This is a genomic window from Spirosoma pomorum, assembly GCF_054776615.1.
Window position 1 is genome coordinate 155,400 of record NZ_BAAHBP010000003.1, and the last position, 15,955, is coordinate 171,354.

Genomic DNA, 15,955 nt, shown 5'->3' on the forward strand with positions numbered 1-15,955 from the left:
CAACACCATGGTTCAATCTTCCCTAGTTCGTTGTTTTTTTACGTTATCGCTTGGTCTGCTGAGTGTACTAATCTTGAGCCGCTGCTCGCCCGAGGCTCCCGCGCCGGTTGAGGTGGTGCCCGCTGAGCTGCTGGTAACCGAGCGGGTTGACTCCGTCATCGCGGCTCCAACGTCGATTGATTATTCCGCTGTATCGAGCAAGGGCCAGGGACCGTCGGGCACGTTGATCTATGCGGCCCCTGTTTTTGCTCCCAACGGCAATTTTTACGCCTACACGTATGATGCGCAGCGCCGGTTGATCGGTACGTATGAACGGACTAGCTATGGCTACGATCTTGTAAGCGCGATGCGGTATGAAGGGTCTCTTTTGTCGGAAAATTGTACTGGTGGTTTCTATTCGAATCCAGCCGGTCAAGGTGTGCGGACCTGGACTATAACCCGGTATCGATACGATTCCCAGCATCGGGTAGTATTAGCGCTGATGTACAGGGAGCAGGAGGACGCTCGTTTTCATCTCGATCAGACTGTTCGATACGAGTATGGAGATAATGGCCAACTACAACTGACCCGAGTCACCCTTTCGATCGCAGCTCGCTATAATCAATTAACGCTACAATACTGGTCTGATGGAGACGTATACCGCGAGGAACGATATAGTCCTGGTTACGCACCGGTAACGCCAAGTAGTCGCAATGTGTACAATCAGGTAGAAAACCCGATTGCCCGGCTCTATCCCTGGCCGCACAGTTTGAGTAATACACACTATCTGACTGGTTATGGACCAAGTGAAAATTGTCAAGCGCATGAGTCGACACAGTATCGCTACGAATATGACAGTATGCAGCGAATGACTGGTTCGCAAAGACGCTTATCGACGAACTACTGCAATGGAGTAAATCTGTGGGGGGACTGGACCGACAAGTACGTATTTACGTACGCGCCCTGAGTGGCCGATATTGTTAAGCACGACGCAACAAACGCTGGGTTGGGCACAGGCCAGCTGAGGACTCAATCTGCCGCTAGGACAAGCGCATCTGGTGCAGGTCGGACCCGCGATTGAGTACAGCCTGAACCGAATCTGGAGCACCGAGCGGCAACTGATCATCCACCCGTATACCGTGGGCATCTCCGTAACCGTGCGACCGCAGACGTTTCTTACCCGCTAATCAACCACCACAACACCATGGTTCAATCTTCCCTAGTTCGTTGTTTTTTTACGTTATCGCTTGGTCTGCTGAGTGTACTAATCTTGAGCCGCTGCTCGCCCGAGGCTCCCGCGCCGGTTGAGGTGGTGCCCGCTGAGCTGCTGGTAACCGAGCGGGTTGACTCCGTCATCGCGGCTCCAGCGTCGATCGATTACTCCGCTGTATCGAGCAAGGGGCAGGGGCCGTCGGGTACGTTGATCTATGCGGCCCCTGTTTTTGCGCCAAATGGCAATTTTTACGCTTATACATATGATGCGCAGCGCCGACTGACTGGCACCTATGAACGGACCAGCTATGGTTACGATGTGATACGGGTAATCCGGAACGAAGGGACGCTATTAGCGGAAGCGTACACGGGAGGTGTTTACCCGAAACAGGGGGCACAGACCTGGTCTATTACCCGATATCGGTACGACGCTCAGCAACGAATAGCACTGGCGCTGACGTACAATAAATACGACGACCGATATAAACTCGATCAGACCGTTCAGTATGTGTATGACGGTACGGGGAAACTACAATATACCCGACTGACGGTCGCAATAGCAACCGGTCATAATCAAGTGACCCTTCATTACTGGTCTGATGGAGATGTTTATCGGATAGAGCAATACAATCCTGGCCAACCGCCGGTAGGGTCGAATGTCCGTATGGTGTATAATCAGGTTGAGAATCCGCTGGCAAAAGTGCACGTGTGGCCCCAGAATCTAATCAGTCGTCATTATAGGACCGGCTATGGACCTAGTGAACAGGGACCGGCGCAGGAACTGTATCAATATCGCTATGAATTTGATAGCCAGAATCGGTTGACAGGCTATCTGACAAGGGAATTTAGAACGTTTGAAAATCGGTGGGGTGATTGGACAAGTGGTTATACGTTCTCGTACGCACCCTAAATAGAGCGTACTTGGTTGGGGATACTGAACCTGTCTGGATTTTCTATTGACGAACTGAAAGTTTTTTTGTCATCCCGACCGAAGGAGGGATCTTCAGGAACAGCAGGAAAAACGCCTACTACCAAAGATCTCTCCTTCGGTCGGGATGACAAAAAGGAGAATGAGATACTATTCTTTGACAGTGTAATAGGAATAAAAGCTTAAAATCCCTTGTCATACATTACCGAATGGGCGTATCGTGTGAGTCGGCGTAGGCGTTGGCGAAGTTGATTTTTCTGACCTGTCCCACTACATAACGCAGCCCCTGAAAAATGTGCTGGATGAACTGCGGATTCTCGTAGTCCCGTTTGTCGTGACCGAGCGTCGTGCACCAGGTGTGCCCCCCGTCGAAATTGTAGTACCAGACCGAAGGATACAACTGCCCGAATGAACCCCGAAACTGCTGGACCTTTTCGGGTTCTTCACCGTTGAGTGAATTCAGGTCGCTGGCCATGACCACCGTGGGGCCGGGCGACATGTCTTTGATGAAATAGAACTCGTCTTCTCGCTCCCAGGTCGGCGGAATGCCCTGCGTCGACGGGTGTTTCGTATCAATCACCTGAACCCGGAATTTTTGAAAACGAGGATGCCAAGCGAACGTCCCGCCAATCATACGCTTGAACCAGGTCCAGTTGCGTTCCGTACCCACCACCGAATGAATACCCACGAAGCCGCCCCCCGCTTCGATGTAGCGCCGGAACGCCAGACGCTGGGCATCGGTATCAAATACGTCGTTGTTGGTACTGGGGAAAATGATGGCCGTGTAGTTCTGTAAGTTCGATTCAACGAAAACGCCGGGCTGATCGGCTACTTCCACGGAAAAGCCATGTTCCTGACCCAGCTTCCGGATGCACTGAACCGCGTTCGGAATGTTATCATGAACGTATCCTTTGCCGTTTTTGGTGTAAACCAGCACGCGGACTTTTTTCCAGTTGATGCCGTCCCTGGGTGGCGTACTTTCTGCCATGACTAAATTCCAGGTTAGCAGCAGGGGCAGCAGAATGATCAGATACCGGCTCATCATACGTTCGCTACTTTTTGAGGTTGATCGTTTCGGCTTGTTTCTGTGCCTTCAGGGCCAGTTCGGTCGCCAGGAAACAGTGCTCCTGCGACATGGCCGTTTCGGTTCGGTTCAGCACATCGTCAACGAGCAGTTGGCCGTAGGGCAGATTCTCTTTGCTGCAATCGATGTAGCGCGTTTCCTTCTTGTCCGTGATGAACATGTGATTACCACCTTCACGGCCACCGGGATCGATGTTCTTCCGAATCTCGATGTAACCGTCGGTGCCCAGGATCGTCAGGCGACCATCGCCCCAGCTTTTCAGGCCGTCGGGGGTAAACCAGTCGACGCGGATGTAGCCCATGCCACCATTACCCCGCATCATCACGTCGCCAAAATCCTCAAACTTCGGGTGTTGCGGGAAATGAAGATTGCCCACCTGCGAGGCAACAATGTCGGCCTGGGTCGAGCCGGTGAAATACAGGAACTGGTCGAACTGATGCGAGCCAATGTCGCAGATGATACCACCAAACCGTTTCTTGTCGAAAAACCAGTCGGGGCGCGATGAGAGCGTGATGCGGTGTGGGCCCAGTCCGATGGTCTGAATGACGTTACCGATGGCGCCGGCCTTGACCAGTTCCCCCGCTTTCACGGTGGCTCTGTTTTCGAAGCGCTCGCTGTACATGATCGAGTAGATGCGCTTGGTCGCCTTCTGTACGCGACGAACCTCGGCGAGTTGATCCAGGGTCGTGATGCCGGGCTTGTCAGACATGTAATCCTTACCCGCTTTCATCACCCGGATACCCAGTGGAGCTCGTTCGTCAGGAATGATCGAACTGAGAACCAACTGAATGGACGTATCGTCCAGAATCTCTTTTTCGCTGCGAGCCTGTTTGGCGTTGGGATACCGCTTGGCGAAGGGGGCGGTCAGGTCAGGTTCCTGCGCATAGAAAGATACGAGTTCGCCACCGCCCCGGATAACGGCTTCAACCTGCCCGTAAATATGCCCGTGGTTCATCCCAATAACTGCAAACCGAATGCGGTTAGCTAACGGAGCGCTGGACACGATTGAGAACGGTGCCTCGCCTGGCCGGGCCTCACCCGGATGGACAAGAGTAGGAAGGGTAGGCGAAACGGCCAGACCAGCGGCCATTTTCGCCGAATCTTTTAAAAACTGACGTCGAAGGGGCATAGAGAGTGAAAGAAGAATCAAAGAGTGAAAGAATGAATGAGCGAAAGAGCGAGTAAAGAGGGGCGTCAAGCGCGTACCAAGCATGCTCGTGTGAGCAGCTTTTTACGAGTATAGGATGGGGCCTAGCGAGCTGCTTTCGCTCGTTCATCGCAACGGCGACCCGGTCTTACTCTCTTTCGCCAGCTTCAGCGCTTGCGTTGTTGTGTAATATTTGGCGATCATGTTCGGCACTTCCCAGGCGGGGAGCTTACCGGCCTGAAGGTACTTCAGGAAATTTTCGGTAACCTGACTGAAGTGGGCTTCGTGGCCAACGTTGTATTTCTCTGGAATAATTACCTCCCAGCCTTTATCGTTTTTCTTCACCGAAACGCCCGGATAGCGCTGCTGGAGCGTATTGACGGCTGCGGTCAGACTGCTTTCGTAGGCGGCATTAGTGGTGATCGGCTCGATGTAGAGGGCTGGTGTGTACTTTTGTTCGGCCCCCTGACGAATTACCAGATTGGCTTTGGTGCCGCGTATGATGGAGTAGTGCGTATCGCCACCACCTTCCGGTGCTTTGTACGCCCAGATGACTGATACTTTCGCGTTGACGCCCCGCAGTTGATAATTGATTTCGCCGTTGCTGTAGATTTTTAGGAGTGAGTCATTCACGACTTCCCGTTTCAGATAATCCGGGAAGTCGGGGAAGTTGGTGATGGTTTTGAACTGACTGCGCGTCATATCCGTCGTCCACCGCCGGGCTGAGTTCAGACGAATATCTTTCTTGTAATCGATGATCTGCTCGGGGAAACATTCCCACTGTACCAGGTCAACCAGGTGCGTCGTTACGTCGACGATACCTTCGCCCTGCTGTGTTACGTCCATGAACCAGCCCGGACGCTGAAGAACGCTGCCCGATACGTACTTGTAAAAATGGTGGACGCTTTCCTTCGTCACCGCCGGATTGTCGGGCGTGCCTTTTTCGAGCGTCCCAAACACAGAGGGAATCATCGAGAGTTCACGCTGCAACAGGGTTGTAATCTCCGATCGCTCGGTCATGATGTCGTAGAGCAGTACGTTCTTTTGGGCGGCCGTTGTAAACGTAGTCCGGAGCTGGTCGAAGTCCCGCGCGTCGATCACCATCGGTTTGTCGGCTAGCACGTTAAACCCGGCGTCAATGGATTTTTGAATGTACTCAGTCTTTTTCTGGTTGTTGCCCGCGATGACAACGACGTTGCCCGCCGTCGCTCCCGACCGTTTGTCAGCCAGCATTTTTTCGAGGTAGTCAGGTCCGATGTATACCTTTTCGTCCCAGCTTGTCGGCTTATCGGCGCGTTTGTTATACGACTGAATTCGGGCTAAATGCAGTTTTACGTCGGGAGTCTCCGGCGCGTATACCTGCACGACCGGGCTAACCTGGGGATACATGCTTTTCTGCACGAGAGCTGCGTGAAAATGGCCAGGATCTAACGTAACAAGCCGAACCGTAGCATTTTGGGGCGTAGTCTGTTGTGCCGACGTATCCAGCGCAGCTATGAACGGGAGCAGCATGAACGGAGTACGAAGAAAGAAATTACGTGTCATGGAAGTTGGTTCAGTGTTGTGTCGGGCTGGGGGCGTTTACATAACTTATGCCTTCTCGCGACGGTGGACTGCCTATAACCTAATCGTGTCGAGGTTTTGCTCTGCCCCCCCCCGGCCCCCTCCTAATTTTATAGGAGGGGGCCGGGGGGGGGGCACTGGTGCTTGTTCCCCTCCTGTTTTAGGAGGGGCTAGGCGGGGCGGCCCGTGCCGGTGGTCAGAGCAAACCTTTACAAGATTAAGCTTTAGGACAAGGGCCGTGACGATCAACCGCTGCCGTAGATTGCCTACTTCCCAACTGCATTCTTTTGGTTAGCGGCCAGTTTAATGGCATATTCCTTGCGTTGGGGGCGGGACAAGAGTTGATTGGCTTCGGGGTCGTTTTTGAACTGTTCCTTCTTTGGGTCCCAGTATAGTTTCCGGTTGAGCTTCATAGCGGCATGGTGTAGCAGGCAGGCTGAGCAGGAGCGGTGCCCAATTTCGGCGGGAGCAATGGGCTGCTTGCGGCTCACAACGCTTTCCAGCCAGTTGCCGTGGTGCTCCTTGCTGACGGTCAAGTGAACTTCGTTCGGGCCAATGACCGACGTGAGTAATTTCGGGTCGCTGGCGTCCAGTTTCTTGGCGGCCTGCTGCTTGGCCACCGGATCGCTGGCCGTAACTGACCCGTCTCCCCGCGATACGAAAATCCAGCCGTTGGTCCCTTCGAACTTGATACCGTTCGGGATTTCGTTGCTCACAATCATGTGTACGCCATTGTCGTACAGCGCTTCTGTCCGGAAAATACCGTGGACATCCCAAAGCCCCGACTTGGGAAAGTCGGCTTTCCCCCAGATTTCGACCGGGCCGGTATGTTCTGTGTTCATGGCCCAGTGGGCGCAGTCGATGTGGTGGGATCCCCAGCCCGTAATCATCCCCGCGCCAAACTGCTCGCAGCGGAGCCAGCCCGGCCGGTCGTAACCCGCTTGTGGATGAACCCGCTTTTCGGTGTAGTAAACATCCGGCGTGGTGCCTAGCCACATATCGTAATTAAGGTTTTTGGGGACGGGCATCTGCGCTTCTTCATCGCCCGAGGGATCACCGGGAAGGCCGACGTATACTGTTTTAAGCTGTCCGATCCGGCCGTTACGCACTAGTTCGGCCGCGTAGCGGAACTGCTCCGACGACCGCTGCTGACTGCCTACTTGCACAATCTGTTTCGACTGGTTAACGACATCGGCCATCATCCGCCCTTCGGCAATGGTCAGCGACGCTGGTTTTTGCATATACACGTCCTTCTTCGCCCGAACCGCGTCGATGACGATGGGCGCGTGCCAGTGGTCGGGAGTGCTGACCAGAACGGCGTCGATGTCCTTGTTATTAAGTAGCTCGCGGTAGTCCGTGTACACCCGAACGCCGTCGTACTCCTTTCCCGTCTTTTTGGTATAATAATCGTTGACAAGCTTCTTGGCGTCCTCCGCCCGGAGACTGTCCAGATCGCAGACAGCCATGACGCGTGCATTGTCATACTGCCAGACGCCCGGTAGATCATGGCCCCGCGAAATGCGGCCGGTACCAATGGCTCCCACGTTGATTCGGTTGCTGGGGGCATTTTTACCAAATACCGAAGCGGGTACAATGGTAGGAAATCCACAGATGACAGTCGTGGCCAGCGCGCTGGCTTTCAAGAAATCACGTCGGTTGATTGTTGGGTCGGAGATCGGCTTCATATACCGTGTCGTTTAGGAGATATACCTAAAAGAAACAAACGGTCACGGTCTACTAGCAGAGGATGAGATAGAACTTTTAGGAGAGAGACGTAACACGTAGTAAAGCCAAACTACTGTTATTCTTTTCCCCGGCGACAGAGCTGCACGGATTCTTCCAGCTTCTGCTTAAGCTGCTTCACCAGCGATTCGTCGGTCGTGTCCAGCCCGAACGAGGTCGTATTATCCTTGCCTTTATATTTATCGTCTGTGCTAAACGAGCCGGAGAAACCGCCTATGTTCATTGCCATGCTTACTTTGTCGGCTGGAACATCTAACAGAAGTTTGTACTGTCCGTTTGATTCTTTCTTGTAGCTCACTTTCCGAACGTCCTTCAACAGCCACCCCATGTTCATATTGACTGAGCCGTCTTTATCCTTATCGGCAACTGCCATGTTCATCTGGCACCCTTTGAACGTAAACGTAGGCGCATTGTCTTTGTCGGTTACCAGTTTAGCAAAATGCTTTTCGAGCCAGGCCCCGTTTTTGGCCAGCGTCTGGGCATGACTGGTTGACGTGAATAGTAACGATAAACCGGAGAAAGCGATACCCGTAAGGAATTTAGTGGAGAGAGGAGTCATAGATAGGGAATTGTCTTAACGTTCGCTGATAGGTTCGTCTGTAGTACAGGAAATAGACGGAGACGACGTGTCTTATGGTCAAGCTGTATCCTGGTATCAACAGCTAGCCGGTCTTTCCGGTTAGCTGTTGATACTGGCAGAGTAGTGGCGAAAGCTCGAAAAGCGCTCGCCCATAACCCACTCTCAACGACGTTTATGATTGATTCCCCAGAGCGTGCATGATACCCAGCTCCAGTCCCCGAATTTCGGCCAGCCCGCGCAGCCGTCCGATGGCCGAGTAACCGGGGTACGTCTTTTTGTGAAGATCGTCGAGCATCTGGTGGCCGTGGTCGGGACGCATGGGAATCGATGGATTACCAACACCTGTTTCGATCCGTCGCTGTTGTTCAAGAACAATGGCTCTCACAACAGCATACATGTCGACATCGCCCGCCAGGTGGTCGGCTTCGTAAAAGGAGTCATACCAGACGGTTTTATTGGGTCCTTCCCGTTTGGTCGTGCGCAGGTGGAGAAAATGAATTCGCTCGCCGAAGCGCTCGATCATTCCTGGTAGGTCATTATCAGGCCGGATACCCAGCGAGCCGGTACAGAACGTAATGCCGTTGGCCGGTACGTCGCAGGCGGCCATGAGCTGGGCTAGATCGGCTTCGGTGCTGACCACGCGGGGCAGCCCCAGCAGTGGCATCGGCGGATCGTCGGGGTGGATGCAGAGATTAATACCTACCTCCTGCGCTACCGGGGCAACCTGCTGAATGAAGTAGTACAGGTTATTCCGTAGCTCCGTGTCGCCAATCTGAGCGTATTCGTCAAGTAAGCTCTGGAACGTATTAAGGGTAAAGCTTTCTTCCGAGCCGGGCAAACCAAGCAGGATCGTGTTTTTTAACTCGGCAACACGCTCCGGCGACAGCATCGTAAACTGTTCGTTTGCCCTGGCGGTGAATTCCGGATTATAATCAGTTGAGGCTTCTGGTCGCTTCAGGATAAATAGATCGAAAATGGCGAAATCGTTCCAGACGAACTGCAGTGCCCGCGAGCCGTCCGGCATGACGTAGTTCAGGTTGGTCCGCGACCAGTCCAGTACCGGCATGAAGTTGTAACACACCGTCTGGATGCCACAGGCCGCCAGGTTGCGCAGCGATTGCTGGTAGTTGGCGATGTACGTATCGCGGCTGGGATTCCCCTTTTTGATCGCTTCGTGTACGGGTAAGCTTTCGACTACCGCCCAGTGTAGCGGTACGAATTTATCATTATCGGCTTCGATCAGTCGCTGGCGCTCCCGGATGGCGTCGACTGGCCAGACCTCGCCAACCGGAATCGGATGTAGCGCCGTGACGACGCCGGTGCAGCCTGCCTGACGAATGTCCATCAGCGATACCAGATCATTCGGCCCGAACCATCGCATTGTTTGTAACATACCCATGGGTATCGTTGACGTTATTTAGTAGATAGTTTGTAAACGGTTGTTGACTGGAAGCGCTCGCCGGGACGGAGCGTCGTTGTTGGGAAATCGGGGTGATTCGGCGAATTGGGGAAGTGCTGGCTTTCCAGACACAGCCCGTACCGGCTCGTAAATGCGACCCCTTCCTTGCCGGTCTTGTTGCCTTTCAGGTTGTTACCCGTGTAGAACTGAACGGCTGGCTCGGTGGTGTACATCGTCAGCAGGCGGCCGCTGGTCGGCTCGTAAACCGTAGCGCCCAGTTTCAGCTTGTTCGATTGATCCGGAAAAATCCAGCAGTGGTCAAACCCTTTGGCGTAGCGGAGTTGCACGTTGGCCGGCTGCTGACCGGTCGTGTCGTTGATGTGTTTCCCGACGACGGTGGGTTGATTAAAATCGAAGGCTGTACCTTTAACGGCCAGTCGTTCGCCGGTTGGAATCTGCCCTTTGTCGGTCGCCAACACGTGATCGGCGTTGATCATCACCTCGTGCTGCTGAATATCCTGTTTCATGCCACTCAGGTTGAAATAGGCATGATTCGTCAGGTTCACGACGGTGGGTTTATCGGTCGTAGCCTGGTAGTCGATCCGTAGGGCGTTATCTTTCTGGAGGGTGTACGTAACGTCGACCGACAGCGTGCCGGGGTAGCCTTCCTCGCCGTCAGGGGAGGTGTAATGGAGCTTGACGGCGGGTTCTGCGCCATCAACGGGCGTAGCGGCCCAGAGTTTCTTATCGAAGCCTTGGGGTCCACCGTGAATATGGTTGGTATTGTTGTTCGTTGCCAGCGTGTAGGTTGTACCATCCAGCGTGAATTTTCCTTTGCCAATGCGGTTTGCAAAGCGCCCGACGATGGGGCCGAAGTTGGGCGTTCCAGCCAGGTAATCGGCAAAAGCAGGGACGCCTAGGACAATGTTTTCCTGCTTGCCTTGTCGGTCGGGAGCCGTCCAGGAAACGATATAGCCACCATAATTGGTGATCTGAACCGTCATTCCGGCCGCGTTACGTAGCGTAAATAACTGGGCTTCACGTCCGTCGGGAAATTTACCAAAAACGGTCTGTTCAATACCCGCCTTCTGGGCGAGTGTCTGTTGTGAGTCGAGCATAAAAAAGAGGACAGTACTGACAAATAAGAGCTGACGGAGGATGTTGACGATACCAGGCATGAACAAAAAAAGATGGACGATACGGTAAGATAAATCCCGTTGATTACTACTGATGGCAGAGAAGGGGGGATAGATAGGATAGATCATTTGACTGATACTATTAGAATATCCATTCAAGTAATACGCATGAAATGTAAATCATGTATCTTTACGCATCTATACTACATTCGTCCACGTCCTGCTGGATGCATTTAAAATCCTGCAAAGACTCACCTTCAATTAGATGAAAACTCGTTCATTAATTTCTATTCTAGCAGTCGTAGCTGTTTTTAGTTGCAAACAACCAGCTGTACTAATTCCGTATCAAGAGCTTGGTTCCTTTAATAGTCGAGTCGACGGTCAGAACTATGCGCTGGCAGACATACTTAATAACTATCCTTTACTATCACCTAACAAGATTTACAAGGTAAGGTATGCTAATAAAAACGCACGGCCATCAGAAGCCCGTGAAAACGCTCTTTGGTACGATAAACGTCAGCATATTCTGAGTATGGAAGTCAGTCCCCCCGATGGACCTGCTTGCTATTGGGAGAACGTAAGTAAAGATATTTTAGAGCAAGCTGTTAAGTCGAATAATGGTATGCTGACAATCGATTCGTTAGCTAAGCCTTACCAACCTGCCAATACGTGTCTGAGATAGGTATTAGCCGGTTGAGGACTCGTTACAAGCTCAGTTATTACGACATTCATTTTTTACTATGAAAACTCGTTCGGTTGTTTTTGTCCTAGCAATAGGAGTTGTGTTTAGTTGCAAAGAGCCGGGTTTATTTAGTTCATATCGCGATCTAGGCTCGTTTAGTAGCCGAGTGGAAGGCCAGAACCAGGCGCTTGCCTATCTACTTAAAAACTATAATTCGCTACCAACTAACGGAGATTACAAAGTAAAATATACCAATGATAATGCGCTGCCTTCTGAAGCCCGAGCAAACGCTCTTTGGTACAACAAGAATCAAGAAACGCTGGGATTGGAACAAGATATACCTGATGGACCTTCTTGTTATTGGAAGAACGTAAGAAAAGATATTCTCGAACAAGCCGTCAAGTCGAGTGATGGTATGCGCGCAATCGACACTCTATCTGTGCCCAATCAACCAGCCAATACATGCCTGAGGAATTAGTCCCCCAGAAATTCTTACTTATTGCTCCGTGGGATTATCAGTTGTACAAAGTAATTGAGAAAAATCTTTGCTATTTAGGTTATGAAGTGACTGTTATTCATAATAATCATTATACCCCCACTTTAAACGATTTACCAGTTAGACTAAAACATGCTCTCAAGAAATTATTGACACAAGAAAAAGCTAGCAAGCAACGATTAAAGGATATTTATAAAGAAGAAAAGAGGTTGTCTTTGGCTAAATCACAACCGTACTATGATATATGCTTAGTACTCAGAGCTGATGTTTTTTCTGAAGATTTGCTGAGAGAGGCTAAGAGAAGAAGCCGTAAGTTTATCTCTTTCTTCTATGATGGCTTGACGCACAACCAACATGTCTTACCCTTTGTTCCTTTATTTGATCGGTTTTATATATTTGATAAGACGGAGCTAGCCGCATTCAGAGACCATGCTGTTTCGTACGCTTCCAATTTTTATTTTGATTATCCATCGCTCAATGCGAATCAGAAAGATAATCCCAATAAAATTTATTACATCAGCTCGTTTAATCCCTTTCGCCTAGACTTTATTCAGTCGCTTCATCAATTGCTATGTCGCCGAATTGCACCGATACGATTTGATTTGGTGTGTAACGAAGCTGAGGAGGAACAACTTCCTGAGTACGTAAAGCATAACTTCAACTGCATACGGGCTATTGTTCCTTACGAAGAACAACTCAAATTGATTCAGAATACTGAGATAATTATAGATATAAAGATGGTGCACCACTCAGGATTTTCTTTTCGGATTTTTGATGGAATTAAACTAAGGAAGAAAGTTATTACGACGAATACTTGTGTAGTAAATGAAGATTTTTATCATCCTAATAATTTCTTTGTATTAACTCAAAACAGCGCAAACGAAATTGATGATTTCTTAGAACAGCCTTATTTTATTAATGATACGGTCAGGAAGAAATACTCATTTGAAAACTGGTTAAAAGAAGTTACAGATTATTGATAGTTCGGATGCCGTATATGATCGAGGTCTTAAAATGAAAGACAACTCGTTCAACGTTGAGTATTGACCAAATCAGCGTACCAAGCGTTTAGCTCATCGCATCGGTAAACAGACGCTTTGCCCCGTAGAGTTAAGTAAGAAACGATCATATCAGCCTTTACTGGGAAACTATCGCAATCTGATTGTCTGATGAAGGATTTCCCGCTTAACCGCCGTCATTTTTTACAGGGTACTTCAGCCGCACTTGCTCTCTCGGCGCTGGAGGGTAACGCTATGGCGGCCAATCTGCTGGCTCAGGACACCACGATGGCTCCCCTGCGAGTGGCGCTGATTGGTACCGGCTGGTACGGCAAAAGTGATCTGTTTCGCTTGATTCAGGTGGCTCCCGTGGAGGTTATTGCGCTCTGCGATGTGGACAAAAATCAGCTGGATGGGGCGGCTAAGCTCGTCAGTCAGCGTCAGAAATCAGGCAAGACGCCCAAGCTATACGGCGACTACCGGAAGCTGCTGGCCGAAAATAAACTGGACATCGTGCTGGTGGGCACGCCTGATCACTGGCACGCACTCCAGGCCATCGAAGCCATGAAATCCGGTGCTAATGTGTACGTACAAAAACCCATCAGCGTGGACGTCATGGAAGGTGAAGCCATGGTCGCTGCGGCCCGGAAATACAAGCGGGTCGTGCAGGTCGGGACGCAGCGTAAAAGTACTCCGCACCTCATTGATGCTAAGAAAACCATCGTGGATGCCGGACTGCTGGGTAACATCAAGCACGTGGAAATGTGCTGTTATTACCACATGCGCAACAACGGCAATCCACCTGTCGAACCCGTACCTGCTTTTCTGGATTACGAAATGTGGACCGGTCCTGCGCCCCTGCGCCCGTACGACGGTCTGCCCCACATTCGCTGGTGGCGGACGTTCAAGGAATACGGCAATGGCATTATGGGCGATATGTGCATCCACATGTTTGATACCGTGCGCTGGATGCTAAAACTAGGCTGGCCAAACCGCATCAGCTCGACGGGTGGTATTTACGTACAGAAAGACGGTAAATCCAACATTACCGATACGCAGTCGGCTTTGTTCGAGTACGATAATCTGAACTGTGTCTGGCAGCACCGCACCTGGGGTACGCCCAATAATCCGGACTATCCCTGGTCGTTCACGCTGTACGGCGATAAAGGAACGCTCTGGGCCAGCACGATGAGTTACGACTTCATCCCGGAAGGCAAAGACGGCCCGACGAAAGGGGAAAAGATTCACAAGGACGTCGTTTACGAAAAGGAAAAGTACCCCGAAGACGTAACCGAAGAGCGAATTGAGCTGAACGCGGCCCCGGCTACGCGCCTGCACATGCGTGATTTCTTGAAAGCTATTGAAACCAACGGACGGCCCGTCGCCGACATTGAGGAAGGCCATATTTCGACGGCAAGCTGCCTGTTGGCAAACCTATCGATGGAGATAGGACGTCCGGTTGTGTACGATCCAAAGAAACGGGAAGTTGTGGGCGATCCGGAAGCAACCAAATTATTGAAACGACCCTACCGCCAGCCCTGGCAGCACCCCGACCCGAATACGGTGTAAGGATGGTATTTACCACCCCCCGGCCCCCTCCTAAAACAGGAGGGGGAGGTAAAAAAATGTCACTTCTGCATGTTCCCCTCCTGTTTTAGGAGGGGAACGGGAGGGGTGGGTAGTGCCGGGGGTACACCGTAAAACCCCTACAAGACCAGATATTAGCGTTCTCCATTCGCTACCCCCAGCCCCTGCTACATTAATCCCGCCAACCCGCGGGCTTGAAGGGTGTCCTGGCTTCGTTGGACGAGCAGACTGCTGTATACGGCTGGTTGGCTCCCTGAATAACAATAGCCGGTCTGGCAGGGAAGGTCGGTTCGGCAATAAATTCGCGTCCATTGAGGCCTCTGAACAGCCCCGGCGGAATGCCCTGCGAGTCTTTCCGGTCTATCCAGTAGCGGGTCGTGGCAATGGCCGAGGCCGTGAACACGCCAAAGATAATTTCCCGGTCGTTGTTAACATTCTTGACGTTCCCTACCGATGCCGTCGGGGGTGTGTCGACGATTCCTCCTGTATTCTCGGTTTGGTCCTGAAGCTGTTTGTAGAACTCGTAGGCGGAAGCGGTAAGCCCTGCCTGCCGGATCTCAACCAGACAGGGGTTTGTCTGATAAAATGGAATCTGCGCGACTCGCTTCGCCAGGATGGGGCCACCGTTGGTGTAGGTGTCCGAAAAGACGTTCAGTTTATAACTGGGAATAATCGCCCAGCAGGTGGAGCGGCAGTTGTAATCATACGTCCAGGGGCGCACAATCGGGATGGAAGCCGGCTGGGTAAAACAGTCTTCCAGTAACGAATCGCCCAGCGCGAAATACCGAAGACCGTTCGCTGATGTCAGTAGTCGTACGTTATTGATGGAATATACGCCGTTGTTACACGTTCGACACCAGTCCTGTTTCTCCCACAATCGCCAGGTCCAGCGGTAAAAATTAGTCTGATCGCTGGGGTCCTGCGCGTCGAGGTAAATGTCGTGGGCCGCCAGAAATCCACCAACTTCAATGGGAGCTAAGCTGGTCGGGTTGAATTGCGCCCGGACTCGCTCAATCGGAGGAACTTTAGGCATAACCTGCTGATCGGAGACGTAACGCGTCCCGTTAGTCAACGTAAACCGCAACTGATAGGCGTGACCGATCTGACCTTTAAAGTCCGACGGTAGCTGGTAGCGCCCATCCGTCGTTTCGGTTGCGGCAATAACCTGGCTCGAATCCACCACGACTTCAACCCGTGCTTTTGTCAGTGGAAAAGACGCCGGACGACCACTGATCGGGTCCGATTCGGACTTGCTCAGCAAAATAAACTGGGTTTCGTCCAGATTAGAAATGGTGCCATCAACCGCAATAACGTTCAGATTTCCGGGCAAGGTCTGGTCGATGGGATCGACGCAACCCGCCAGTACCAGCAGCGGCAGCAACCAACGTAACGAAAGTAGACGGGAAGAGGACATAGGTCAA

General features: G+C 51.6%; 15 protein-coding genes. 7 read left to right on the forward strand and 8 right to left on the reverse strand.

The window, feature by feature from the left end; genetic code table 11:
• Positions 1–7 precede the first annotated feature (7 nt).
• The 3 genes from ACYVAD_RS08750 to ACYVAD_RS08760 all read left to right on the forward strand — a co-directional run bounded on the left by ACYVAD_RS08750 (position 8) and on the right by ACYVAD_RS08760 (position 2,101).
• Entirely contained in the window at positions 8–946 is a 939-nt protein-coding gene (locus ACYVAD_RS08750) for a hypothetical protein (protein WP_461139117.1), read from the forward strand.
• A 91-nt stretch (positions 947–1,037) separates the two neighbouring features.
• Positions 1,038–1,166, forward strand: coding sequence for a hypothetical protein (locus tag ACYVAD_RS08755; RefSeq protein WP_461139118.1), 129 nt, complete (start codon positions 1,038–1,040; stop codon positions 1,164–1,166).
• A 17-nt stretch (positions 1,167–1,183) separates the two neighbouring features.
• On the forward strand, positions 1,184–2,101 hold the full coding sequence (locus ACYVAD_RS08760) for a hypothetical protein (protein WP_461139119.1): 918 nt from the start codon (positions 1,184–1,186) through the stop codon (positions 2,099–2,101).
• A gap of 220 nt (positions 2,102–2,321) precedes the next feature.
• Here the strand turns inward: ACYVAD_RS08760 and ACYVAD_RS08765 are convergent, their stop codons facing one another.
• From ACYVAD_RS08765 to ACYVAD_RS08795, 7 genes are all read right to left on the reverse strand, one after another.
• Positions 2,322–3,164 carry a ThuA domain-containing protein gene (locus ACYVAD_RS08765; RefSeq protein ID WP_461139120.1) on the reverse strand — a complete coding sequence of 281 codons (843 nt, stop codon included), beginning with the start codon at positions 3,162–3,164 and terminating at the stop codon, positions 2,322–2,324.
• Positions 3,165–3,171: 7 nt separating this feature from the next.
• Positions 3,172–4,332 carry a Gfo/Idh/MocA family protein gene (locus ACYVAD_RS08770; protein WP_461139121.1) on the reverse strand — a complete coding sequence of 387 codons (1,161 nt, stop codon included), beginning with the start codon at positions 4,330–4,332 and terminating at the stop codon, positions 3,172–3,174.
• A 144-nt stretch (positions 4,333–4,476) separates the two neighbouring features.
• A complete protein-coding gene (locus ACYVAD_RS08775) occupies positions 4,477–5,895 on the reverse strand; it encodes a putative oxidoreductase C-terminal domain-containing protein (RefSeq protein WP_461139122.1) in 1,419 nt (472 codons plus the stop codon).
• 284 nt (positions 5,896–6,179) lie between these two features.
• Positions 6,180–7,598, reverse strand: coding sequence for a Gfo/Idh/MocA family oxidoreductase (locus tag ACYVAD_RS08780; protein ID WP_461139123.1), 1,419 nt, complete (start codon positions 7,596–7,598; stop codon positions 6,180–6,182).
• 116 nt (positions 7,599–7,714) lie between these two features.
• The gene (locus ACYVAD_RS08785; RefSeq protein WP_461139124.1) at positions 7,715–8,215 is read right to left on the reverse strand and encodes a hypothetical protein; all 501 of its coding nucleotides are present in this window, start codon (positions 8,213–8,215) and stop codon (positions 7,715–7,717) included.
• Positions 8,216–8,408: 193 nt separating this feature from the next.
• Entirely contained in the window at positions 8,409–9,635 is a 1,227-nt protein-coding gene (uxuA, locus tag ACYVAD_RS08790; RefSeq protein ID WP_461139125.1) for a mannonate dehydratase, read from the reverse strand.
• Positions 9,636–9,649: 14 nt separating this feature from the next.
• Positions 9,650–10,753, reverse strand: coding sequence for an aldose epimerase family protein (locus ACYVAD_RS08795; RefSeq protein ID WP_461139126.1), 1,104 nt, complete (start codon positions 10,751–10,753; stop codon positions 9,650–9,652).
• 283 nt (positions 10,754–11,036) lie between these two features.
• Here ACYVAD_RS08795 and ACYVAD_RS08800 point away from each other — a divergent pair, with 283 nt between their 5' ends.
• The 4 genes from ACYVAD_RS08800 to ACYVAD_RS08815 all read left to right on the forward strand — a co-directional run bounded on the left by ACYVAD_RS08800 (position 11,037) and on the right by ACYVAD_RS08815 (position 14,516).
• Positions 11,037–11,453 carry a hypothetical protein gene (locus ACYVAD_RS08800; protein ID WP_461139127.1) on the forward strand — a complete coding sequence of 139 codons (417 nt, stop codon included), beginning with the start codon at positions 11,037–11,039 and terminating at the stop codon, positions 11,451–11,453.
• Between the two features lie 58 nt (positions 11,454–11,511).
• On the forward strand, positions 11,512–11,931 hold the full coding sequence (locus ACYVAD_RS08805) for a hypothetical protein (protein WP_461139128.1): 420 nt from the start codon (positions 11,512–11,514) through the stop codon (positions 11,929–11,931).
• Positions 11,916–12,929, forward strand: a complete 1,014-nt coding sequence (locus tag ACYVAD_RS08810; RefSeq protein WP_461139129.1) for a hypothetical protein — start codon at positions 11,916–11,918, stop codon at positions 12,927–12,929. The genes ACYVAD_RS08805 and ACYVAD_RS08810 overlap by 16 nt, the downstream gene beginning before the upstream one ends.
• A gap of 189 nt (positions 12,930–13,118) precedes the next feature.
• Entirely contained in the window at positions 13,119–14,516 is a 1,398-nt protein-coding gene (locus tag ACYVAD_RS08815; RefSeq protein ID WP_461139130.1) for a Gfo/Idh/MocA family protein, read from the forward strand.
• Between the two features lie 190 nt (positions 14,517–14,706).
• On the opposite strand, the gene ACYVAD_RS08820 is transcribed toward ACYVAD_RS08815, so the two are convergent.
• Positions 14,707–15,948, reverse strand: coding sequence for a DUF4249 domain-containing protein (locus ACYVAD_RS08820; protein WP_461139131.1), 1,242 nt, complete (start codon positions 15,946–15,948; stop codon positions 14,707–14,709).
• Positions 15,949–15,955: the final 7 nt, after the last annotated feature.

What these genes read in the sequence shown, in the direction of transcription:
- ACYVAD_RS08750 (WP_461139117.1), top strand. Translation starts at nt 8, where the DNA reads ATGGTTCAATCTTCCCTAGTTCGTTGTTTTTTTACGTTATCGCTTGGT.
- ACYVAD_RS08800 (WP_461139127.1), top strand. Translation starts at nt 11,037, where the DNA reads ATGAAAACTCGTTCATTAATTTCTATTCTAGCAGTCGTAGCTGTTTTT.
- uxuA (WP_461139125.1), bottom strand. Translation starts at nt 9,635, where the DNA reads ATGGGTATGTTACAAACAATGCGATGGTTCGGGCCGAATGATCTGGTA.
- ACYVAD_RS08775 (WP_461139122.1), bottom strand. Translation starts at nt 5,895, where the DNA reads ATGACACGTAATTTCTTTCTTCGTACTCCGTTCATGCTGCTCCCGTTC.
- ACYVAD_RS08785 (WP_461139124.1), bottom strand. Translation starts at nt 8,215, where the DNA reads ATGACTCCTCTCTCCACTAAATTCCTTACGGGTATCGCTTTCTCCGGT.
- ACYVAD_RS08795 (WP_461139126.1), bottom strand. Translation starts at nt 10,753, where the DNA reads ATGCTCGACTCACAACAGACACTCGCCCAGAAGGCGGGTATTGAACAG.
- ACYVAD_RS08765 (WP_461139120.1), bottom strand. Translation starts at nt 3,164, where the DNA reads ATGATGAGCCGGTATCTGATCATTCTGCTGCCCCTGCTGCTAACCTGG.
- ACYVAD_RS08780 (WP_461139123.1), bottom strand. Translation starts at nt 7,598, where the DNA reads ATGAAGCCGATCTCCGACCCAACAATCAACCGACGTGATTTCTTGAAA.
- ACYVAD_RS08770 (WP_461139121.1), bottom strand. Translation starts at nt 4,332, where the DNA reads ATGCCCCTTCGACGTCAGTTTTTAAAAGATTCGGCGAAAATGGCCGCT.
- ACYVAD_RS08820 (WP_461139131.1), bottom strand. Translation starts at nt 15,948, where the DNA reads ATGTCCTCTTCCCGTCTACTTTCGTTACGTTGGTTGCTGCCGCTGCTG.
- ACYVAD_RS08805 (WP_461139128.1), top strand. Translation starts at nt 11,512, where the DNA reads ATGAAAACTCGTTCGGTTGTTTTTGTCCTAGCAATAGGAGTTGTGTTT.
- ACYVAD_RS08810 (WP_461139129.1), top strand. Translation starts at nt 11,916, where the DNA reads ATGCCTGAGGAATTAGTCCCCCAGAAATTCTTACTTATTGCTCCGTGG.
- ACYVAD_RS08815 (WP_461139130.1), top strand. Translation starts at nt 13,119, where the DNA reads ATGAAGGATTTCCCGCTTAACCGCCGTCATTTTTTACAGGGTACTTCA.
- ACYVAD_RS08760 (WP_461139119.1), top strand. Translation starts at nt 1,184, where the DNA reads ATGGTTCAATCTTCCCTAGTTCGTTGTTTTTTTACGTTATCGCTTGGT.